This is a genomic window from [Clostridium] polysaccharolyticum (assembly GCF_900111595.1).
Lineage (GTDB): Bacteria > Bacillota > Clostridia > Lachnospirales > Lachnospiraceae > Clostridium_AI > Clostridium_AI polysaccharolyticum.
In genome coordinates, this window is record NZ_FOHN01000006.1 from 80,903 (window position 1) to 102,813 (window position 21,911).

Genomic DNA, 21,911 nt, shown 5'->3' on the forward strand with positions numbered 1-21,911 from the left:
CAGGTTTTCACAGGTCTGTTTTACAAATACATTTTTTTCACTTAATGATTTACTTTTCTAATATATTTGTTATAATAAAAGAGATACAAGTGAATAAAAACGGAGGAAAACGATTATGTTTAAAAATTGTAAACTAAGTTTTGCTATCGCAGTTACAACTTCGTCGGCTGTAATTTTCTGCATGATTTTATTGTTTGGTTTCACTCGCATCAGCTTAAGCGATATCATTGAAGATTCCGCAACAAGCAACATGAAAACTTCTCTTGAAGCAAAAGAATGCATTATTCAGGAATACATATCGAATTCAGAATCTCAGCTTATTTCTTACAGCGAAGCCCCTTGTATTAAAGAACTCTTAAAAAATCCCAATGATCCTGTATTACAGAAAAAGGCAGAAGCTTATACGAAAAGTTTCTTCCAAAACCTGAATCAATGGGAAGGACTATATCTTTCAGAATGGGATACGCATGTACTAGCCCACTCCAATGAAAAAACGGTCGGCATACGTTTTCGGGAGGGAACCAAATTAAAGGAACTTCAAGATCTTATGATTGAAAAAAACGGAATCTATAATACTGGAATTATCACATCTCCCTCTTCAGGAAAGCTGATACTCTCTATGTACTATCCAGTTTTTGATGAAGACGGCAAAACACCTTTAGGTTTTGTTGGAGGCGGTCCTGTTGCAGACACATTAAAAATGGTACTAGATTCTTTGCAGATCAAAGGATTGCCTAATGCAAAATTTTCTTTAATGAATCTACAGACTAAGTCTTACATTTTTAATGAAAATTCTTCTCTTCTTGGTACCGAAATTAAGGACAAAGATAATTTAAAAATTCTGAACCGAATAGAAAAAAACAGCAGTTCCGGCTGCCACTGTTTCTCTTTTACCTCTACGGATAAAAAGAATTATATTGCTTCTTATAAAATATTAAAGGAACGAAACTGGGCAATTGTACTAACAGATACGGAAAGTGAAGTATTTGCCACTTTATCTTCTAGTATTAACCAAATAGGAATCCTCTGCTTTCTTTGTTCTCTTATCATTGTTTCTTTCATCTGGTTTCTTATCAGCAAAATGATTAAACCCCTGCATATTTTAGAAAAGGAAATCATTAACTTAAGAGAACTGAATTTACATCCTTCCGAGCAGCTGGAAATATACGCAAATGGCAAAAATGAAATAAGCAGCATGGCAAAGGCCATTCGTTTCCTATATGAGACTTTTGGCGGCATTGTATCCACTTTAAACCAGTGTTCCGATTCTTTAAATAATTCCGCTAATGTTATGAGCAATGCTTCCCAAACCTTAACTACTTGTGTAGAAGACAATTCTGCTACAACAGAGGCTTTAGCTTCAAGTATTAATGTTACCAATTTCGCAATTGAAAAAGTTTGTAATGAGATTACCCAGCAGACTAATATTATACAGCATTTCCTAAGCAAAACCGAAAACTGCAATGCCAAAAGCCAGCAGCTTATTGCAACATCCAATTCCATGAAAAATCTGGCCTATGATTCTTTGGAAGCATCCGAAATAAAGATTTCAGAAAATAAGAAAAATATCGAAAATGCGTTAGTGAATCTGGGTGTACTTTCTAAAATCAATGATATGGTAAACCAGATCTTAGATATTACGGAACAGACTAATCTGCTTTCTTTAAATGCCTCTATTGAGGCTGCCAGAGCTGGAGACGCTGGAAAAGGATTCGCAGTAGTTGCCAGCGAAATCGGCAATTTAGCATTAAGTTCTTCTCGTACAGCTTCTGAAATCCAGCTGGTCTGCAAGGAAACCAATCAGAATGTGGAACAAATCAGAAACTGCTTTTATGATATTCTTTCCTTTATGGAACAGGATGTTATGAAAAAATTCCATGAATTCGTAAAAATCTCAGAGCAGTCCAATGAAGGAGTAGAACAAATAAATATTACCATTAATGAAATCTATAAAATTACATCTGAATTCAGCCAGTCCTTGACTGGTATCCAGACACAGGTAGACAAAGTACAGTACGCTTCCAATGAAAACGAAAACAGTGTAGATGACATTGTTACAAAGATTGAACGTACCAACTTAACAGCTGAAACAATCAATGATGTGGCACGTTCTAATCAGAACAATGCAGACTCGCTCCATACTATTGTAGAACAGTTCCATGAATAAAGTGATCTGCAGGAAAAGACGATATCCTCAATCAGGATATCGTCTTTTCTTACCGTTCTTCCAAATCCCTTTGGATTCCTTCTAAATAGTGGACACAGACTCCATTATACGTAGACAGCTGGTATCTGGCATCCAGTTCATTATAACAGAAACTCTTCCTGCCACCATTTTTTGCCCGTTTCCAGAATTTCATTAAGTCTTTGTATGTTAAATAGTAAAAAATATCTTTACAGGAATAGTAAATCAGAAGAAAGGAAATGCCTCCCTGTTCTTCAAACTGCTGCATAAACCCAATCTGGTGTTCATGTATATTCTGAAGCGGAAAAGTATCTTGTGTACATTCCTTTGCATCAAAACATACTGGAATTCCCTGCACTGCCCCAATATAATCCACCGTACTTCTCTGTTCAAAAAATGCCAGAGTTATCTGCCTTGTCTGCGAGTCAATCCGCATAGGTTTAATTGGTGTCGGTATTTTCTGAATCAACGCCAGTTTATTCTCCATATATTTCTGATTGGTAAGATTAATCAGTTCTTCTAATGTCTGCCCTCTAAGGCCTCGTGAATTCCATGCTGGCATATTCCTTCCTCCATTTATTTAAAAATACGAGATACAATAGCTTCAAAATAGCTTGGCAATGGTGCTCTAAACTGTTTTTCAGACAAGTTTCCAAGTTCTCCCTGAATGACTGGAAAATCAAGTTCATATGAATGAAGCAAATGAAATCTTAAATTAAAGTTCCGTCTGAAATACTTATTTACCTGTACATCGCCATATTTTCCGTCTCCGATAACAGGATGGCCTATACTCTGCAGGTGGGCACGGATCTGGTGGCTTCTTCCTGTCAGAAGTTTTACTCGCAAAAACGTATACTCTCCGTTGGTTTTTAAAGGCTCATACTGGGTTTTGATAAAATCAGCACCTTCCACTGGTTCTTTGGAAATGGCCACTTTATTATGGCTTTTATCTTTCGTCAAATACCCTTCAATACAAGTAGGCTCTTTGATAACCCCCTTTACTATGGTCTGATAGTATTTTCCGATGTTTCTCTCTTTTAGAAGAATCCCCATCTGCTGAAGACCTGTCAGGGATTTTCCTGCAAGGATAATGCCACTTGTGTTGCGGTCTAAGCGGTTGCAAAGGCCTGGATGGAAACTGATTAATTCTTCCTTTGTAAGCTGTCTTGTTTTTAACAGATACGCAATGACATATTCTGTTAAAGATTCATCTTCTGGTTTCGCTTTTTGAGACAGCATTCCAGCTGGTTTATTAATCACTAGAATATTTTCATCCTCATAAACCACTTGCAAATCCACCTCATTGGCTACTACATCCAGTTCTGTAAACTTTTCTATGGTTTCATCCGATAAAAAGAGCTGTACATGGTCATTGAGTTCTAGTTTTTCTGAACCGTCTGCTTTCTTTCTATTTAAGGTAATATTCTTCTTTCGGAGCATTTTATAAATAAAGCTTTTTGGTGCCTTATTCATATATTTTGCAAGAAGCTTGTCTAAACGCTGTCCTGCCTCGTTTTTATTAATCTCTATTTCTCTCACAGACACCATCCTACCTATTTCACAATTAATGATTCCAGATAACAGATTACATGTTTTCTCTCTTCTTCTGAAACCTGTACGGGTTTTCTGTCTTCTATGGCATGTATAAATGCCTTCTCTTCTTTGACAATTCTAACACGATAATCAAATCCCCAGTTTCTTACCCCTTTGGTTAAATACTCACTGATATAAGGAATATCGGTTTCTCGTTTCCCAGCCAGTACGATTACATTTCCTTCCCATACCACTGCGAAATCCAGGAACATCACTTTCTTATCAGACGTAATAACCAGACTTGCCATAAGTTTTGCATCCTCACCGCAAAGAGCTGCTATTTTCTCATATCGTTCCTTAGCAACATCCCGAAATGGAAATACCACCACTAATTCTGTCAAAGATTTTGCAAATGGCAGCACGGAAAGCATGGCGATTACACTGCCGATATTTTTATAGTTTCCCTTATTTACCCAAAGACCAATTAAAAAGATTGAAAGTCCAGCCACTACGCAAACTGCCATTTTCACAACATACATCATCTTCTGTTTTTTTAAAAATCCATATTGCCCTGGTTTTATTTTCATACGGTATCCTCCTTTTTCTGCTGTCTCTGCCTAGCGCTTGTTTTTCCCCTTATGCACATTGCGAAGCGTTTTTTTCTTTCCACTCTTGCTTCCAGACTTTCCTTGGTTTGCTTTCTCTTTTTTAAACTGCCTTGGACGAACCAGACATTTTTCATCAAATCCAATTAAATCCGTACGGTGTGCCAGCCTTAAGGCTTCTACTACCAAATCATAATTTTCTGGATTACGGTACTGAATCAACGCTCTCTGCATGTTTTTCTCATGTGGCTTTTTCGGCACATATACTTTTTTCATCGTACGTGGGTCATAGCCAGTATAATACATGCAAGTAGAAAGCGTGGATGGCGTCGGATAGAAATCCTGCACCTGCTCTGGCATGTAGCCTAAATCCCTAACATATTCAGCCAGCTCTACGGCCTCTTTCATAGAAGAACCTGGATGAGAGGACATTAAATACGGCACGATAAACTGCTTTTTATCTACGGAATCATTTACCTTTTTATATCTTTTGCGAAATGCTTCGTAAACACTGTTTTCTGGTTTGCCCATAAGTTCCAGAACGGGATCACTGATATGCTCTGGTGCTACTCTTAACTGGCCACTGATGTGGTTTTCACACAATTCTTTGATAAAGGTATTATCTGAATCCTCCATCAAGTAATCAAAGCGGATTCCAGAACGGATAAATACTTTCTTTACTTTCGGGATTTTTCGAAGTTTACGAAGGAGTGTAACATAATCTTTATGATCCACTTTCAGATTTTTACAAGGCGTTGGCACTAAACACTGCTTCTTAGCACATACCCCTCTGGTCTGCTGCTTGGTACAGGAAGTATGTCTAAAGTTAGCCGTAGGTCCGCCAACATCGTTGATATATCCCTTGAAATCCTTATCCTCAGTCATTGCCTTAGCTTCTTCAATTATAGAATCATGGCTTCGTACCTGGATCATTCTTCCCTGATGGAATGTTAATGCACAGAAATTACAGCCTCCAAAACATCCACGATTCGAAGTAATGCTGAATTTCAATTCCTGAATTGCAGGAATTCCGCCATCCTTTTCATATACCGGATGATACGTTCTCATATAAGGAAGTGCGTAAACATCATCCATTTCCTGTTCTGTAAGAGGAAAAGCAGGCGGATTCTGAATTACATATTCCTTTTCCTTATAAGGTTCCACTAAACACTTAGCAGTAAATGGGTCAGTATTCAGATACTGCTCGTAAAAGCTTTTCGCATAAGTTTCTTTGCTCTGGCAAATCTCATCAAAGGAAGGCAGCACAACGGGCTGGTACACATTGTCATAGTCCTTTGCCTTGTACACCGTTCCTTTGACAAACGTAATATCTTTTACGTCAATTCCGGAATTCAGGGCATCTGCAATCTCCACAATTGAATGTTCTCCCATTCCATATGAAATGATATCTGCTCCTGAATCCAGTAAAATTGAACGTTTGACTTTGTCACTCCAGTAATCGTAATGTGCCAGACGGCGAAGGCTTGCTTCGATTCCTCCAATAATAACTGGTGCTTTTTTGTATACTTTACGAATCAGGTTACCGTATACAATGGTTGCCCTGTCTGGACGTTTTCCAATCACGCCACCTGGGGTATAAGCATCCTGATGACGTTTTTTCTTATTCACCGTATAATGGTTCACCATAGTATCCATATTCCCACCGGAAACTAAAAATCCTAATCTTGGTGTACCTAAAATCTGAATGGAATTTTCGTCTTTCCAGTCTGGCTGTGCAATGATTCCTACACGATAGCCATGTGACTCTAGTACACGACTAATAATTGCTGGTCCAAAAGAAGTGTGATCCACATATGCATCACCAATGACATACACAAAATCACATTGATCCCAGCCTCTTTTTTTCATATCCTCACGGGATATTGGTAAAAAATCCTGTATCATATTTTCCTCTGTTTCTATCTGCCTGACTGCATCAATGGTTTTAATTCTTCAAAACTATTGATATAATAATCTGCTAGTCGTTTTTTTTCTTCATCCTGTGCTTCTGAGTAGGAATCATACACTGCACATACTTTCATATTTGCCGATTTTCCAGCCATAATACCTTGAATTACATCTTCGAATACAAGACAGTGTTCTGGCGTTGCTCCTAATTTTTCTGCCACGAATTCGTAAATGTCTGGGTATGGCTTTCCATGGGCTACTTCGCAAGAAGTATGGATGGCATCAAAATAAGGTGCCAGACCTCTTTTTTCTAATACCATTTTTGCAAGCTCTACGGAATTGCTTGTTGCAACGCCCATTTTAACTCCTCGCTCCTTTAAATACTTCAAAAATGGAATTACGCCATCTTTTACAGGTACTTCATTTTCATATTTGTCCCATGCCATCTGGTTCCAGTCCTGTTTGATTTTATCCACTGAATGAGAAATGCTGAAACGCTCCTTAACATAGGCTGCTGTTTCCGAAAAGCTCATTCCCTCAATCTGTCCCTGCAGATCTTCTGGCAATGGGATCTGAAAACGTCCCAAGTATTCGATATCTATATTACGCCATATCCACATGGAATCAATTAATGTGCCATCCATGTCAAATATAACTGCCTGTATTGTATCTAACATATATCCTCCATTCCAATGCTTCCTCTAACGAAGCAGTGCCAGTTCTTCTTCTGTCAGCTGGCGGTATTGTCCTAATTTTAATGTTTCGTCCAGTTTAAGTCTCCCCATCTGTACTCTCTTTAAGTACAATACTGGTTTGTTTACTGACTGGAACATTCTCTTTACCTGATGAAATTTTCCCTCTGTAATGGTAAGGTACACTTCTGACTGTTCTTTTGCTTCAAGGATCTTTAACTGTGCTGGCTTGGAAAACAGCTCAGCATCTACTTGGAATCCTTCTGCAAACAGGTCCACATCTTCTTTGGTTACTACTCCATCCACAATAACAAAGTACGTCTTCGGCACATGTTTTTTTGGTGAGAGAAGTTCATGTGCTAATTTTCCGTCATTCGTTAGCAGAAGCAGGCCTTCTGTGTCTTTATCCAATCTTCCAACAGGAAACAGGTCTTTCCTGTCATGCTCCGTGATTAAATCTAAAACTGTTTTATCCCGCTCATCTTGGGTGGCCGATACCACTCCCTGTGGTTTATTCAGCATAATATACTCAAATTCCGTATATCCAACTTTCTTCCCACAACATACAATTTCATCTTCCACAGCAGAAACCTTGTATTCTGGTTTCTTTACTATTTCTTCATTTACAAGAACCTGTCCTTTTTTAATAAACTGTTTTACCTCTGTTCTGGTTCCAAGTCCCATATCCGCCAGATATTTGTCCAAACGAAGCATTGCCATTAGAATAACCTCCAGCCTGGAAGATATTTATTCTTCAGCCTTCCATTAGATGCTTTTCCCCATCCAAGCGGGTAGCCGTCTACAAGCACTAACTGCCAGCCGCTTAATTTACCATTTTCTAATTCTACCGTCTCTCCCTTTAGATATTTCTTTAAATCCAAAGAATCACAAGGGTAGTTGATTGTATTCGGATAATCGCCTGCTTTTAGTGCCATTGCCAATGACTGGCTTGGCTCAAAACGGTTCTTTTTCTTTTCTCCCAAATACAATCCCGTTCTTAGAATACGCAGTCCTCTCAGATTTGGCAATAAGTCTGGTACCAGATATACCTTTTCTCCAAACTCTTCAAAATGCTTGCCTTCTAAATCTAAGTTTACCTGTTCCAAAAATTCTTCTGTTCCTTTTGGGTATTGGGGAAGCTTTTTCTTTCCTGTTTCCTTCACTGGCTCTGGCTCACCTTTTTTATGCAGAAGTGCAACAAAATGCCCTTCTCCTTTGATGTTTTGTGGCCATAAACGGAATGTGTGTTTTAATTGTTCAGAACCATTCTCTATCCACTCTGGATGTCCTGGTGCAAATCCTTCATAGGCATCTTTCACCTCTACTGCCTCGAATTCTGGATAGTGATCTAATAAATACTGAATGCTTCCTTCATTTTCAACTGGGGCGAAGGTACAGGTTGAGTAAACCATATAGCCGCCCGGTTTTAACATTTTCACTGCTGCATCCAGAATAGAAAGCTGAATTTTGTGAAAAAACTCTGGTCTTTCTTCATCCCAGCTTTTAATAATGGCGTTGTCTTTACGGAACATCCCCTCTCCAGAACAAGGAGCATCAATTAAAATTTTATCAAAATACTCTGGAAAATACTCTGTTAAATGCTCTGGCACTTCACTAAGGACTGCCCCGTTAGCTACCCCGAACACCTCCACGTTCTTTAAAAGTGCTTTTGCTCTGGAAGCACTGATATCATTGGTAACCAGCACGCCTTTTCCTGCTAGTTTTGCTGCAAGTTCTGTACTTTTTCCACCTGGTGCCGCACACATATCCAGCACACAGTCCCCTGGTTCTACTGGCAATAAGGCAGCCGGAGTCATAGCACTCGGTTCCTGAATGTAGTATAATCCAGCGAAATAGTATGGGTGCTTTCCCGGCTGTTCTTTGGAGTTATTAGAATCCTGTTTATTATAATAAAATCCATTATTTGTCCAAGGAACTCTTTCCAATGCAAATGGACTCAGTTTCTCAAATTCCTCCGGTGAAGTTTTCAGGGTATTCACACGAAGTCCCGCAAAAGGCGTTTCTGCAAAGCTTGCCTTATATTGCGGGAACTCATCTCCTAATAACTGTTTCATTCTCTTTAAATAAATCTCTGGTAAATTCACTTTTTGTCGTCCTCTCTTGGCTGCACAATCTGGCAACCTGCTTACTTTAAGCTTTGTGCACGGTAACCTTCTGCAATAATATCTAATTCTTTGTTGAATCGTTCTAACTGTTCCAAATCACCTTCTTCGTATATTTTAAAGAATTCTGTCTGAATCTTCACAACTTCACGCTGATTGGCAACACGATACAGATTCTGGATGTTGGTTAAAATATCTGCAACAATATTGGCTTTAATCCGGAATGAGTTCTGCGCATCCATAATTTCCCCGCGGACACTAGACATTTCCTGATCCAATACAATAATCGCTTCTGCTGCATTACTTAACCTTTCACGAATATGAGCTGGCATATTCTGTTTATATTTATACTGCAGTGAATGTTCAATGGTTGCCCAGAAATTCATTGCCAGAGTACGAATCTGTATCTCCGCCTTTAACTGCTTTGGCCCATGCAGTGTCTGTACGGTATATTCCACAATTAAATGATAACTCCGGTAACCGCTTTCTTTTTTGTGCAGAATGTAGTCTTTTTCGCTTGTTACTGCCATATCATTACGGTTACGGATTAACTCCACTACTTTATCTATATCCTCAACAAACTGGCATATAATTCGAATTCCAGCGATATCTTCTATTCTCTCTTCGATTTCTTCTAAAGGAATCTCTTTTTTCTGTGCCTTTTCCAGAATACTGGATATTGTTTTTACTCTTCCATTTACCTGCTCAATCGGAGAGTATTCTCCAGCGTTTCTGTATTCGTTAATGATATGATTAAATTTTACCACTAGTTCGTCTACAGCTAAAACATAGGGATCTAAGATTTCCCTCCATAATAATATCTCCATTATTACCTCTCCTTAAATTTAAGCATACATGTGCATTATACCATAGTTTACTCATTTTTGAAACAAAATTTCAGTTTCTTATTTTCGTAATATTTCAAAATATAGTACGGATTTACACTCATTTCTTTTCCCTTATAATCCAGATAAACCCCCATATGCAGATGTACATCAAAATTGCCAACTGTTCCTTCTATTTCGCTATATCCAGTATCACCCATAAGACCAATATAGTCTCCTTTTCTGACTTTTGTTCCTTCTTCTATGCCCTCTGCATAAGAATCAAGATGTGCATAATAAAAATATGCTCCTTTTGGGCTTCGGATGCCTAACCGGTATCCACCTTGTGGCAGCCATCCTTTTTTTTCTACAACACCATCAGACACACTGACAATAGGAAAATAGCCACGTTTGTTATTGCTTGTCATAATATCCGTACCTTCGTGTTTCCTTTTCCCCCCAAATGTCCTAGTGCCACCCCAAGAGTCATCAAATGCTGTTTTCTCTCCACCTTTCCTATCTTCTGCAACTGGAAAACACTCGATATCGTCTAAAATAGTACGGTACATATTTCTATATTTCTTATAATACCTGCCAAGCAGACCTATTTTGTACATAAACCCTGGCATTGCCTTTTTGTGATTTTCTGGATTGAAATTAGACTGTAACATACAAATCGTGAGTTTGTCATAAAATTCTGGGGTTTTTCTGCCATACTCCTTTTCTAAGCTTGACCACAAACTGCTTTCTATCTGAAAGTTTCTAAAGTTATCTATGTTGCTGATTTTCTGACCAGTTTGAATCATGGCAATCTCCATAATACAGACCACAATATTGATAAAAAGAATACAGGCAAATCGCATTCCTTGCTTCCATTTGTTCTTATTGATTTTCATTAATCCCCACATTCTTTAACACTCCCAAAGTATGAACTATAATATATATGCAGACATTCAGAAAAATAGAACTTTTTATGATCTGCTTTTCATGAAAATATAGCAAAATTGCATCAATTATGCTATAATATAACAATTCTATTAGCAGACTGACCCCTCAGGCACAAATGGCTTATCCAGAATAACTTACAATACCAGATGAAAATACATGTATGATTGCTTGTAATAAAAAGTATCATTATCATTTGATTATTTTAAGGAGGATTTGCAGATGAAAAAGGGAATAAATCTATTAATGACACTTATTCTGATTGGTGTGCTTCCACTTCTGATAGCAGGCATAACACTATGTTCTGTTTCCATGAACAAACTATCCAATAATCTAGAAAGGGATGTCTATAACAAACTGAAAGTTGCTGCAGAAGGTCTTGACATGTATTATTCTTGGGATGTGATTCATACTGGAAAAGCAGCATATGAACATAATTATGTAGATAACTTATTAGAGCAAGGCATTGAACAGACACTTTTCTTAAATGACACTTCCTACATAACTTCTATAAAAAACATTTCCACAGGCAAACGTGATGAAGGGATAAAAGCAGATAAAACAATTTATAAAACCGTTTTCAGCGGAAAGGATTATCAGTCTGATAATGTTATGCTTGGAGGCCAGAAATACTATGTTTACTATACTCCAGTATTTGATGGCAATCATAATGTTATCGGTATGGCATTTGCTGGAGAACCTCAAGCAATCGTGAGAGCTCAGATCCGCAGTTCCTCTTCTGTACTCTTAATACTGACGGCCACCATGATACTGCTCATGATTGGACTTGTTATCGGAGTCGCAATGAAAATCCGTACTCCTATCGCCTCCATCTGTACCTGCATAAATGAATTCGCTAAGGGAAATGTAGGAAAAGAACCATCTATTAAAAGCAGCATCCGAGAAATCCATACATTAATTACTTCGGCGGCCACTTTACAATCCAATCTGAAAAATATTGCGGCCAATATAAACCGAAACCTGATTACCTTAGAAGCAAACATGGGCAATGTTACAGATGGCGTAAATTTTTATAACCAGGCATCGAAAGATATCTTGCTAGTTGTAGACGAACTGGCACAAGGAGCATTCTCCATGGAACATTCTGTAACAAAATGCTCCACATCCATTGAAAATATGGACGAGAAAATAACTGATATCAGTGGTCTTACTGAAGATGCCAATGAAAATTCTGTTGCGGTACGAACAGTCAGTGAAGATGCTAAAAATATGTTAAATGAACTGATAAAAGCCAACTCACACACAATTTCCATATCCGAAGACGTTGTAAATGGAATTTTTCATGCTAATGAGGCTGCCGAAAAAATCCGACAAGTTACCAATGCCATCTCTGATATTGCCAATCAGACTAATTTACTATCTTTAAATGCTTCTATCGAAGCCGCACATGCAGGAGAAGCTGGACGGGGATTTTCTGTGGTTGCTTCTAATATTTCTAACTTAGCCACCGATTCTGCTAATTCAGCAAAGGAAATTCAAAATATTATAGAAACCATCCTTCACATATCCGAGAACAATGTAAAACTTGCAACAGAGATTAAAAATGCTACGGATCAAGAAGGTTCTGTATTAAATCAGGTAAATAAAAGTTTTGAAACTGTCAGTTCCAAAATTTCAGATACCACAGAGGTAATTTTTTCAATTGATAATCGTGTAAAGGTTCTAGAACAGCAAAAAGCTGTGATAATTGATGAAATATCTACCTTAACATCCATTTCCCAGCAAAATGCTTCAAGCTGCGATAAAACGAATGCTTCCATAGAGGAAATGAGTGCAAGCACGACGGATATTCACAAACAGGTACTGGATACCAAAGAAGTTTCTGAAGAACTAAAAGAACTTGTTTCTTATTTTCAGATATAGCTGATACTCTGAGTTGGCCAATAACAGTTTTTATTTAAAAAGCGTATGCATAAGATTAAAATCTTTACATACGCTTTTTTACTATTAAGTTCAATGGCATACCATAATTTCCCCATTTTCACTCTATCCTATTCCCCTGTTGTACTATTCTGGCTCCCATCACTCCTATTATCCGCATTCTCATCTCCAAAGATAAACGCCTGCAATGCATCTATATTATCCTGCAATGTATCTGGTACTAGCACCGCCATACCACGTATGCGGGCAGAATAATACTTTTCTTCCACTGGAATCCGCATAGTCTCTAATTCTTGCGGATGCAGCGTAACTGCCAGATACAAATACTCCAGGATAGCAGTACGATTCAAATCTGTAGTAACAAAAGATAAGATATCAGGCAGCAATGCGATCAGTTCCACAGCACTCTTTGACTTGTACTTCTGGAAAATAGCATTGAGCACATTTCGCTGTCTCTGGGTTCTGCCAAAATCATTTGCCTGGTCACCATGGGCAACGTAACGGACACGAGAATACCCTAGTGCCTGATTGCCATTGAGCGTCTGCGTACCCTCTCTTACATTACGGTACGCTGGATTGGAAATATAATTGGTCCGGTTCAGATAATCAGCTTCTTTTGCTGATAGGGTAATCTCAACACCTCCCAGTGCATCAATTACATCTTCGAAGGAGTCAAAGTCCACCTTTACATATCCATCTAACTTAAGTGCAAAATCCTGATTCAAAGCCTGCACTAACAAATCCATTCCACCAATGTTAAATGCAGCATTGATTTTATTATCACTATAACCTGGAATCTGCAGATACAGATCTCTCATAATGGAAGTCAGTTTTAATGATTTTTCCTTCACATTAATCGTTGCAATCATAATAGAATCCGTTCTGCCTCGGCCTTTATCAAGAATTGCCTCTTCCCCTACTAGCAGGATATTAATAACATCATCTTCGTGTCTGGCAAGAAGATTCTGCTGCCAGTGCACATCACTAGGATCTACTTCATCCAAGTCTTTGGCATGTTCATCCTCATCAAAATACTCTTCCCTGCGTTCATTATCCTTATCATAATGAATCTTATCTAACAAATAATCTGAGTAAATAAAAGCTCCTGCTGCCAAAAAAAGAAGTAGTATTAAAACAATCCTAACTGGCTTTTTCCAGATCTTCTTTTTCTTTTGTCCTGTGGTTTTTGTTTCCTCTGCTATCGGTTCTGTATTTTTCTCTTCCATATCAGCCTTTCTCTTATGAGCCTACTGTCTGTTAATCTCAGCAATAACTCCTAGCACATAGTCATATACACGTTTTACAGAAGAAATGGACATTCTTTCACTTGGTGTATGAATATCTAACATATTTGGTCCGATGGATACAATGTCAAGTTCTTTCATTTTGCTAGAAAGAATACCACACTCTAATCCTGCGTGAATCACTTCCACTACCATTTCTTCTCCATACTGTTCTCTATAAACTTTCTTACAAATCTCCGTCAATTTGGATTCTCTCATAAGTTCCCATGCTGGATAAACACCATGAACATTATACGTTCCCCCTAGCATTGTAACCAGTATTTCTAATTTGTCACTCATGAAATCTTTATAAGCAGATTTGGAACTTCTCACAGAATAGGAGAAAACAGCCTCATCATCACCCATTTTAAAGATTCCTAAGTTTAAAGAACTTTCTACCAGACCATCAATATCGCTGCTCATTGCCTGAATACCATTTGGTGTAAATAAAAGAATAGCAAGCACCTTATCGAATGTGTTCTTTGTTAAAACAGGGTATTCTTTCACATCTTTGTCTAGCTCTAACTCAATAGCTAACATAGGTTCACTAGATGCCAGTTCCTTTCCATAAACAGCTGCCAGTTCTTTCACTGCCGCTTTAAATACTTCTACATTGGCACTGTCTAATAACAGTTCTCCAAAGGATTCTCTTGGAATCGCATTATCCTTCAAACCACCCCAGAGTGTAATCACTTGAAAATCCACTTTCTTTTTCAAAGTGCTTAAAAGTCTGCCTAGTAACATATTTCCATTGGTGCGGTTCTTGGTAACCTCGATTCCTGAATGGCCACCCTGTAACCCTTTAATCGAAATTTTCGCTCTTACACCACTTGCACTGCTTCTTTCCAACGGCAATGTAAGTGTAGATGTCATGCCACCTGCACATCCAACCGTAAGAATTCCTTCTACTTCCGAATCAATGTTAATTAAATATTTACTTCTTAATTTGCTTGTATCTAGTACAGCTGCTCCATCCATACCGATTTCTTCGTCAGTTGTAAATACTGCCTCTAAACGAGGATGTGCCAGTTCCTTATCTGTCAAGATAGACATGGCCATAGCAAGTGCAATTCCATCATCTCCACCTAATGTAGTTCCTTTTGCATATACATAGTCTCCTTCAACCGCAAGTTCTAAACCTTCTTTAAAGAAATCGTGTTCTGTTTCACTCTCTTTTTCACATACCATATCCATATGGCCTTGGATCATAATGGCTGGAACATTTTCCAAACCTGGTGTTGCTTCTTTGATCAAAATAACATTAAGTGCTTCATCCTGATAACACTCTAATCCATTTTCTTTTCCAAATGCCAACAGAAAGTCACTGATTTCCCGATTGTTTTTTGACCCCCTAGGAATATTACTGATTTCCTCAAAATAGGAAAACACTTTTTTATAATCAATCTTATCTAATACCATACAAATTTCCTCCTATCATATAACGTTAGTATTTTCTTTCTATATCTTTATTATGCAAAAGGAGGCTGCCTTCATGACAAACCTCCCTTATCACCTAATTTATTAATTGCAATTAATTTTTAAAGCTGTGGATTGGCGCTGGAATTCTTCCTCCACGGTTAATGAAGTCATCACATGAAAACGGATTTACTTTCATTACAGGAGCATACCCTAACAAACCACCAAACTCAACCATTTCCCCTACTTCTTTTCCCATTACTGGAATAATACGAACTGCTGTTGTTTTCTGATTTACCATGCCAATTGCCATTTCATCTGCAATGATTCCTGAAATAGTCGTTGCTTTTGTATCACCTGGTATTGCAATCATATCTAACCCAACAGAACATACACATGTCATAGCTTCTAATTTTTCAATCGTTAATGCACCGTCTTTTACTGCATCTATCATTCCCTGGTCTTCACTGACTGGGATAAAGGCACCACTAAGCCCACCAACATAGGAAGATGCCATAACACCACCTTTTTTCACCTGATCATTTAACATGGCTAAGGCTGCTGTTGTACCTGGGGCACCAGCACGCTCTAATCCCATAACTTCAAAGATTTCTGCGATACTGTCACCAATTGCAGGTGTAGGTGCTAATGATAAATCAATGATACCAAAAGGAATTCCCAGACGTTTTGATGCTTCCTGTGCAACTAACTGGCCAACACGTGTAATCTTAAATGCTGTCCTTTTAATCGTTTCGCATAAAGTACCAAAGTCTTTTCCACGAACACTTTCTAAAGCAACTTTTACAACACCAGGACCGCTTACACCAACATTAATAATCGCATCCGCTTCTGTTACTCCATGGAATGCACCTGCCATAAAAGGATTATCATCAGGAGCGTTACACAAAATTACCAGTTTCGCACAGCCTTGTGAATCTGTAATCTCTGATGTCTTTAAAATCATTTCACCAACAAGCTTTACAGCATCCATATTAATGCCTGTTTTGGTTGAACCTACATTTACAGAACTGCAGATAAAGTCAGTTGCTTTCATTGCTTCTGGAATACTGCGGATAAGCAATTCATCACTCTTGGTCATTCCCTTGCTAACCAAAGCGGAATAGCCTCCAATAAAGTTTACGCCAACTTCTTTTGCAGCACGATCCAAAGTTTTTGCAATGGTTACATAATCCTCTGGAGTCTTACATGCAGCTGCACCAACTAAAGAAACAGGAGTAATGGAAATTCTTTTGTTTACAATAGGAATTCCAAAATCACGTTCAATTTCTTTCCCTGTCTTAACCAAATCCCCAGCAACTTTAGTTATCTTGTTATAAATCTTTTCATTTAGTTTTTCCAAATTTTCATCTGCACAATCTAGTAAACTGATACCTAATGTAATGGTTCTGACATCTAAGTTCATCTGCTCAATCATGCTGTTAGTTTCAATAACTTCATTAATATTAATCATTTTCTAACATCCTTCCCTTTATGCGAGCACTATCCATAATCTTTAACTAAATGCGGTGCATTTTGTCAAAAATCTCTTCACGCTGTACTTTAATATCACAGCTTAATTCTTGTCCAATCTGCTCTAATTCACTGGCAATTACATCAAAATCTTTTAAAGATTCATTGGTATCTGCAATCATCATCATGTTGAAGAAACCTTGAACAATAGTCTGAGAAATATCCAAAATATTAATATTGTTGTTTGCTAAATAAGTACATACCTTTGCAATAATACCAACACTGTCTTTTCCTACCACTGTAATAACTGTTTTTTTCATAATTAATCCTCCTATATATTCTTAACATCTGCAGAATGCAGATGGCTCTTCCCTATTGGCAACTTCAATCTTTACCTGTTTATATGGGCTGTCAAATTGCTGCAGTTCATACCTTACCGTTTCAAATGCCAGATCCGGATAATTATTTTCCTTACTCAAATGCCCTAAAAATATCTGTTTTAATCTTCCATGTAACAAACGATTGATTAATCTTCCACAATTATCATTGGACAAATGCCCCAAATCACCTAAAATTCTTCTTTTTAATACATAAGGATACTTTCCTACCTGTAACATATTAATATCATGATTGGCTTCTAACAATAAGAGTTCTGAACCTTTTAAATTTTCCACAATATATTCATTATATTTTCCCAAATCCGTTGCAATTCCTACCTTATGGTTATCATGTTCAAAAGTATATGCGACTGGATTCGCAGCATCATGAGGAATTGAAAATGGATGTACTTTTATATCTTGTATTTCAAAAGACTCATCAGGCTCAATTACTTGAAACAGTGATGGATCTATTTTTCCTAAACTTTTTATGCGGTTCATAGCACTAAATGTCTCGGCAGTAGCAAAAATAGGCATTTTATATCTTCTGGCCATTATCCCTATACCTTGTACATGATCGGAATGCTCGTGAGTTACAAAAATACCGTTTATTTTTTCTGGATTAATATCAATTTGTGCCAAACCACTCTCTATTCTTTTGCAACTGATTCCCGCATCCACTAAAAGTTTTGTGTTGTCATTTCCTACATAAATACAATTGCCGCTGCTTCCGCTGGCTATACTGCATAATTCCATTTGTTTTCCCCTTTTCCAGCATTGTTTTCATAAAATCTTCCCCATTATAACACACTCTGTACAATTAATCTATACCCCTATTGATAACAAACAGAATAACATAAAAACAGCAAGCACAATGCTTGCTTGTTTTTATTCCAAAGAAACCTCTTTGCGAATCTCATCACTATCAATTGTTATCTGGTCACGACCATGCTGTTTGGAATAATACATTGACCAGTCTGCCCTGTTAAGCAGTTCTCTTGGATCTTTACAAGTCTTAGGAAATGAAGTAAACCCTATGCTCACATTAACCTTGACCTGTTTGCCATGATGTTCAATCCCCAGTTCTTTTACATCCTTATGAAGCCTCTCTACTGCTGGATATGCTTCATCTAACCCTTTATTTGGGAAGATAATAACAAACTCCTCTCCACCATATCTGGAAACAATACCATCGTTTTCATCTGCTATGTTTTTTGCCAGGCTTGCAATGGTACGAATTACCAAATCGCCAAACAAATGCCCATATGTATCATTAATCCGCTTAAAGAAATCAATGTCAAAAAGAGCTACCGACATTGGCGTCCTGTTGTTAATGGATTCGTACATATATTCATTAAAAAGCTTCGTAAGGTGACGGCGGTTATAAATTCCCGTCAGACCATCTAAAATAGCCATAGATTGCATTTCTGCATAAAGGTTTGCATTATTTAAGGCAATTAAAAACTGTGCAACAATGCCTTCAAAGAAATCAATATTATCTACAAAATAATTTTTTCTTTTCGTTCCAACAAAAAGCAGCCCTATCTGCTGTTCCTGTTTTACTAAAGGTATCAGCAATATAGAACCTACAGAATCACATGCAAGAAATTCATACTTCCGGAAGTCTACATCATTATCCACAATGATTTCTTCCTGTTCCATAATTTCTTCAAAACAGTTTTTCTGGATGCACTCACTTAAATGCTCTTTAAAATCATTGCCTAAATTATCCTGAATCTTATATGTAAGTTTTTTATTATTAGCAGTTCCTGGTTTTAATACAATGGCACAGAAATCCGCCCCTATCCGGCTTACAAAAGACTCTGTAATAAGTGCCATAAGCTTGCTGATTTCAAGAGAAGAAGAAATATATTTCAGAATATCATTCTGAATCTGCATTTCTTCATTTACATTATTAATTTTTTCATATGTCGCCTGCAGTTCTATTTTCTGAACACCTAGTAGTTCATTGGTGCTTTTTACCTTCTGCTGCTGAATCCTTAACTCCTCGTTCGTTTCATTAATTCGCTCAATAAGCCTGGTCTGAGCAAATAATTTCCGGTCATTCTCCCCGATTACCTGTGCAATCATCTCCGAAAAAAACCATACAAGCCCTATGTACAAAATGACAATGCAAAACATCTCAAAATGTTTCATCCAGTCTCCAGAATGGCTTTTAATTAACACAATGATAATTCCCACAAGTACTGGAATACTTACCAGTACAACATAAATTTTACGTACAAAACTTTCACTAAAATCCAACGTAAAGTAAAACTCAATATTATAAAGCATCAGGCACAATAAACCTATGCCAAAAGCATACACACTGCTGGCGGCTACTATAAACATAACCATAAAAAAAACATATAGATATTTTAAGCCCATAAGGACTTTAAGCCGGACTGGTGTCATCTTAATTACAACATTTTCCATAATTAGGATAGCCAGCATTGCTAAAGCAGGGTAAAAACAATTATAACCTGTAACTGTCAACGCAAAATGGAGGTTAAAACAGACAAGAATTACTGTTAATACCTTATGAAAATCTATAAATTTTCTTTGAAGTAATAGAATCTGATCGTAATCCAAGATTATTATTCCTCCCAATACATGTCTATGTTATCGTTATCTGATAGACTTGTAGTAAAATCCGCTACTTTTCCATTTACCTTTGTTCTTAAATGTGAAGTTGCTGCAGCACTCATATCAAATGGATAAACATCTAATATATCCACAAAAATATAAGCTTTCTTTCCCTTTAGAACAGCCTCTTCACCATTTATCATTACTGTAATTTCATGTTCTTTTTGTTCTTCTTTTGTAATCTCCAGAATTTGGGAGTCCTTGATTTCTTCTTCATCTTCATTATCTTCATTTGATACACTGGATAAATTAACTATATATCGAATTGAAAAATTTTCATACACTTTGTCTTCCAAATCAGCTAACTCGTTATTTATATAGATTTCATCTGTAACTTCTAAATCCATAAAAGCCAGTACCTGTTCAAGCGTATAATAATTAAGAATTTCCAAGCGGTCTCCATCTTGTATCTCGTAATAGCCCGATACCAGTTCATCATTTGCTTTAATAAACTTTGGACACACCACTGTTTTATTATTGAATTGAAATGAAATGGTCTCTTTGTACTCAGGAAGGCTGCGTACTTCCAATACGGCATCCTTACCTACAGTGGAAGACTCAATTTCAATTTTATCATTTTGCTCAACCTGAGCTGATATTCCAACACGTTTTCCATTCAGCTTTACAACTGCAGATTCTCCTGCCTCTCCACGGACCATTCTCTTTTCTTCGCCCACATAATAAAAAAGAGCTTTTCCCCGCTGCGGAAATAACTGCTCATTAGGAAAACCTATCTGCACAGCAACATCCGCAATAGACATATGATTATTATCATATAGTTTCACCCGCTGTCCATTTACCTGTATAAAAATAAAGTTATTTTTCTGTTCGTAAAAATTCAGGCAGATACCAATTGGTGTTACCAGCGTAGAATCTTTTTTCACTTCTTCTTCTAAATACACGACATTCTGCAGTACTTCCTGCCCCCGAAGGGCAACACGTTCTTTGGGAAGTCCAAGATGCTGTGCCAGCATCTCTACAAAACTAGGTATTTTTCCACCGCCACCTACTACAAAAACTGCACTGACACTTTTTTCACCATTTAATCCAATGATTTTATCCGCAACATTTTTCGTAATCATATCCACCGTCTCAGAAACATTCTGGATTATGTCCTTCGTATCCAGCTTATGGGGTATCCCTAAAATATCTTTATAAGAAACGGTTTTCTTTTTCAGACAGGCAGTTTTAATAGTTTCTGCTGTAGCAAAATCAACCAGATATGATTTTGCAATCTGCTCTGTTATCTCATCTCCTGCAAATGGTATCATTCCGTATGCCACAATACTTCCATCTTTCGTAATTGATATATCGGATGTACCCGCACCTACATCTACTAGTGCAATATTAAGCAGACGGTAATTTTCAGGAATCGCTACATTAATTGCTGCAATAGGCTCCAAAGTCAGGTTTGCTACAAAAAGCCCTGCTTTTTGAATCGCTGCATATAAGCCGTCAATTACTTCCTCTGGAAGAAATGTAGCAATCAGTTCTGTACCAGCTTTTGATGCTTTATGACCTAATAGACTTGTAATGGAAAAGTCATTAAGATAATAACGGATTACTGAATAGCCTACACAGTAAAACTTCAAATCTTCTTCTTTCGTTTCCTCCCGCAAAGCATCATATGCTTTTTCTACCCCGAGAAGATTTAACGACTGCACATGTTCGTCTTCCATGACAGTTTCTGTACCAAACTCACAATCTGCACGTACCGTTACAGTTTTCAGCATACGGCCGGCTGCCGCAATGCATACATCTGTTAATGGCCTGCCTATTCTATGTTCCAAATCATCTTTAATATCTTTAATTGTTTCTGAAACTTTTATAATATCATGAATTTGCCCATCAAGCATAGCTCTAGTTTCATGAAAACGAGAAACCTGTGCTACAACCTTAAACACACTGCCGTCTTTGTAACCAACTGTACCTACTATGCTTCGGGTACCAATATCCAATCCAAAGACCAGGTGTTCAGGATATTTTATATTACTTGGCATCT

General features: G+C 37.5%; 18 protein-coding genes. 2 read left to right on the forward strand and 16 right to left on the reverse strand.

Annotation, left to right across the window (positions count from 1 at the left end; all coding sequences use genetic code 11):
* The first annotated feature begins 115 nt into the window (after positions 1-115).
* Complete coding sequence (locus BMY85_RS05510; RefSeq protein WP_092477269.1) at positions 116-2,167, forward strand: methyl-accepting chemotaxis protein; 2,052 nt, start codon at positions 116-118, stop codon at positions 2,165-2,167.
* A 49-nt stretch (positions 2,168-2,216) separates the two neighbouring features.
* Here BMY85_RS05510 and BMY85_RS05515 read toward each other — a convergent pair whose 3' ends face one another.
* The 9 genes from BMY85_RS05515 to BMY85_RS05555 are packed head-to-tail and all read right to left on the reverse strand — an operon-like array spanning position 2,217 to position 10,778.
* Positions 2,217-2,747, reverse strand: coding sequence for a Holliday junction resolvase RecU (locus tag BMY85_RS05515; protein ID WP_092477270.1), 531 nt, complete (start codon positions 2,745-2,747; stop codon positions 2,217-2,219).
* Between the two features lie 14 nt (positions 2,748-2,761).
* Positions 2,762-3,724, reverse strand: a complete 963-nt coding sequence (locus BMY85_RS05520; RefSeq protein ID WP_092477271.1) for an RluA family pseudouridine synthase — start codon at positions 3,722-3,724, stop codon at positions 2,762-2,764.
* Positions 3,725-3,738: 14 nt separating this feature from the next.
* Complete coding sequence (locus tag BMY85_RS05525; protein ID WP_092477272.1) at positions 3,739-4,305, reverse strand: hypothetical protein; 567 nt, start codon at positions 4,303-4,305, stop codon at positions 3,739-3,741.
* Positions 4,306-4,335: 30 nt separating this feature from the next.
* A complete protein-coding gene (locus tag BMY85_RS05530) occupies positions 4,336-6,228 on the reverse strand; it encodes a YgiQ family radical SAM protein (RefSeq protein ID WP_092477273.1) in 1,893 nt (630 codons plus the stop codon).
* A gap of 14 nt (positions 6,229-6,242) precedes the next feature.
* Positions 6,243-6,908, reverse strand: a complete 666-nt coding sequence (locus tag BMY85_RS05535) for an HAD family hydrolase (RefSeq protein WP_092477274.1) — start codon at positions 6,906-6,908, stop codon at positions 6,243-6,245.
* Positions 6,909-6,932: 24 nt separating this feature from the next.
* The gene (locus BMY85_RS05540; protein ID WP_092477352.1) at positions 6,933-7,637 is read right to left on the reverse strand and encodes a pseudouridine synthase; all 705 of its coding nucleotides are present in this window, start codon (positions 7,635-7,637) and stop codon (positions 6,933-6,935) included.
* Between the two features lie 5 nt (positions 7,638-7,642).
* On the reverse strand, positions 7,643-9,028 hold the full coding sequence (locus BMY85_RS05545) for an RsmF rRNA methyltransferase first C-terminal domain-containing protein (protein ID WP_092477353.1): 1,386 nt from the start codon (positions 9,026-9,028) through the stop codon (positions 7,643-7,645).
* Positions 9,029-9,069: 41 nt separating this feature from the next.
* Positions 9,070-9,873, reverse strand: coding sequence for a GTP pyrophosphokinase (locus tag BMY85_RS05550; RefSeq protein ID WP_092477275.1), 804 nt, complete (start codon positions 9,871-9,873; stop codon positions 9,070-9,072).
* Positions 9,874-9,920: 47 nt separating this feature from the next.
* Positions 9,921-10,778: a M23 family metallopeptidase gene (locus BMY85_RS05555; RefSeq protein WP_092477276.1), complete on the reverse strand. Its 858-nt coding sequence runs from the start codon at positions 10,776-10,778 to the stop codon at positions 9,921-9,923.
* A 259-nt stretch (positions 10,779-11,037) separates the two neighbouring features.
* Here BMY85_RS05555 and BMY85_RS05560 point away from each other — a divergent pair, with 259 nt between their 5' ends.
* Positions 11,038-12,699, forward strand: coding sequence for a methyl-accepting chemotaxis protein (locus BMY85_RS05560; RefSeq protein WP_092477277.1), 1,662 nt, complete (start codon positions 11,038-11,040; stop codon positions 12,697-12,699).
* A gap of 128 nt (positions 12,700-12,827) precedes the next feature.
* Here the strand turns inward: BMY85_RS05560 and BMY85_RS05565 are convergent, their stop codons facing one another.
* The 7 genes from BMY85_RS05565 to BMY85_RS05595 form a co-directional block, all read right to left on the reverse strand.
* Positions 12,828-13,943 (reverse strand): LCP family protein, encoded by a 1,116-nt coding sequence (locus BMY85_RS05565; protein ID WP_092477278.1) that lies wholly within the window; start codon positions 13,941-13,943, stop codon positions 12,828-12,830.
* 21 nt (positions 13,944-13,964) lie between these two features.
* A complete protein-coding gene (locus tag BMY85_RS05570) occupies positions 13,965-15,419 on the reverse strand; it encodes an aminoacyl-histidine dipeptidase (protein ID WP_092477279.1) in 1,455 nt (484 codons plus the stop codon).
* Positions 15,420-15,531: 112 nt separating this feature from the next.
* A complete protein-coding gene (locus tag BMY85_RS05575; RefSeq protein ID WP_092477280.1) occupies positions 15,532-16,887 on the reverse strand; it encodes a PFL family protein in 1,356 nt (451 codons plus the stop codon).
* A gap of 46 nt (positions 16,888-16,933) precedes the next feature.
* Entirely contained in the window at positions 16,934-17,206 is a 273-nt protein-coding gene (locus BMY85_RS05580) for an ACT domain-containing protein (protein ID WP_092477281.1), read from the reverse strand.
* Positions 17,207-17,227: 21 nt separating this feature from the next.
* Complete coding sequence (locus BMY85_RS05585) at positions 17,228-18,019, reverse strand: MBL fold metallo-hydrolase (RefSeq protein WP_092477282.1); 792 nt, start codon at positions 18,017-18,019, stop codon at positions 17,228-17,230.
* A gap of 132 nt (positions 18,020-18,151) precedes the next feature.
* The gene (locus BMY85_RS05590; protein WP_092477283.1) at positions 18,152-19,855 is read right to left on the reverse strand and encodes a sensor domain-containing diguanylate cyclase; all 1,704 of its coding nucleotides are present in this window, start codon (positions 19,853-19,855) and stop codon (positions 18,152-18,154) included.
* 5 nt (positions 19,856-19,860) lie between these two features.
* Entirely contained in the window at positions 19,861-21,909 is a 2,049-nt protein-coding gene (locus BMY85_RS05595) for a cell division FtsA domain-containing protein (RefSeq protein WP_092477354.1), read from the reverse strand.
* Positions 21,910-21,911: the final 2 nt, after the last annotated feature.

Bases quoted from the DNA above. Each gene is read 5' to 3' on its own strand.
- BMY85_RS05550 (WP_092477275.1), bottom strand. From the start codon at position 9,873: ATGGAGATATTATTATGGAGGGAAATCTTAGATCCCTATGTTTTAGCT.
- BMY85_RS05585 (WP_092477282.1), bottom strand. From the start codon at position 18,019: ATGGAATTATGCAGTATAGCCAGCGGAAGCAGCGGCAATTGTATTTAT.
- BMY85_RS05515 (WP_092477270.1), bottom strand. From the start codon at position 2,747: ATGCCAGCATGGAATTCACGAGGCCTTAGAGGGCAGACATTAGAAGAA.
- BMY85_RS05560 (WP_092477277.1), top strand. From the start codon at position 11,038: ATGAAAAAGGGAATAAATCTATTAATGACACTTATTCTGATTGGTGTG.
- BMY85_RS05535 (WP_092477274.1), bottom strand. From the start codon at position 6,908: ATGTTAGATACAATACAGGCAGTTATATTTGACATGGATGGCACATTA.
- BMY85_RS05525 (WP_092477272.1), bottom strand. From the start codon at position 4,305: ATGAAAATAAAACCAGGGCAATATGGATTTTTAAAAAAACAGAAGATG.
- BMY85_RS05540 (WP_092477352.1), bottom strand. From the start codon at position 7,637: ATGCTTCGTTTGGACAAATATCTGGCGGATATGGGACTTGGAACCAGA.
- BMY85_RS05570 (WP_092477279.1), bottom strand. From the start codon at position 15,419: ATGGTATTAGATAAGATTGATTATAAAAAAGTGTTTTCCTATTTTGAG.
- BMY85_RS05595 (WP_092477354.1), bottom strand. From the start codon at position 21,909: ATGCCAAGTAATATAAAATATCCTGAACACCTGGTCTTTGGATTGGAT.
- BMY85_RS05530 (WP_092477273.1), bottom strand. From the start codon at position 6,228: ATGATACAGGATTTTTTACCAATATCCCGTGAGGATATGAAAAAAAGA.
- BMY85_RS05555 (WP_092477276.1), bottom strand. From the start codon at position 10,778: ATGTGGGGATTAATGAAAATCAATAAGAACAAATGGAAGCAAGGAATG.
- BMY85_RS05510 (WP_092477269.1), top strand. From the start codon at position 116: ATGTTTAAAAATTGTAAACTAAGTTTTGCTATCGCAGTTACAACTTCG.
- BMY85_RS05575 (WP_092477280.1), bottom strand. From the start codon at position 16,887: ATGATTAATATTAATGAAGTTATTGAAACTAACAGCATGATTGAGCAG.
- BMY85_RS05580 (WP_092477281.1), bottom strand. From the start codon at position 17,206: ATGAAAAAAACAGTTATTACAGTGGTAGGAAAAGACAGTGTTGGTATT.
- BMY85_RS05565 (WP_092477278.1), bottom strand. From the start codon at position 13,943: ATGGAAGAGAAAAATACAGAACCGATAGCAGAGGAAACAAAAACCACA.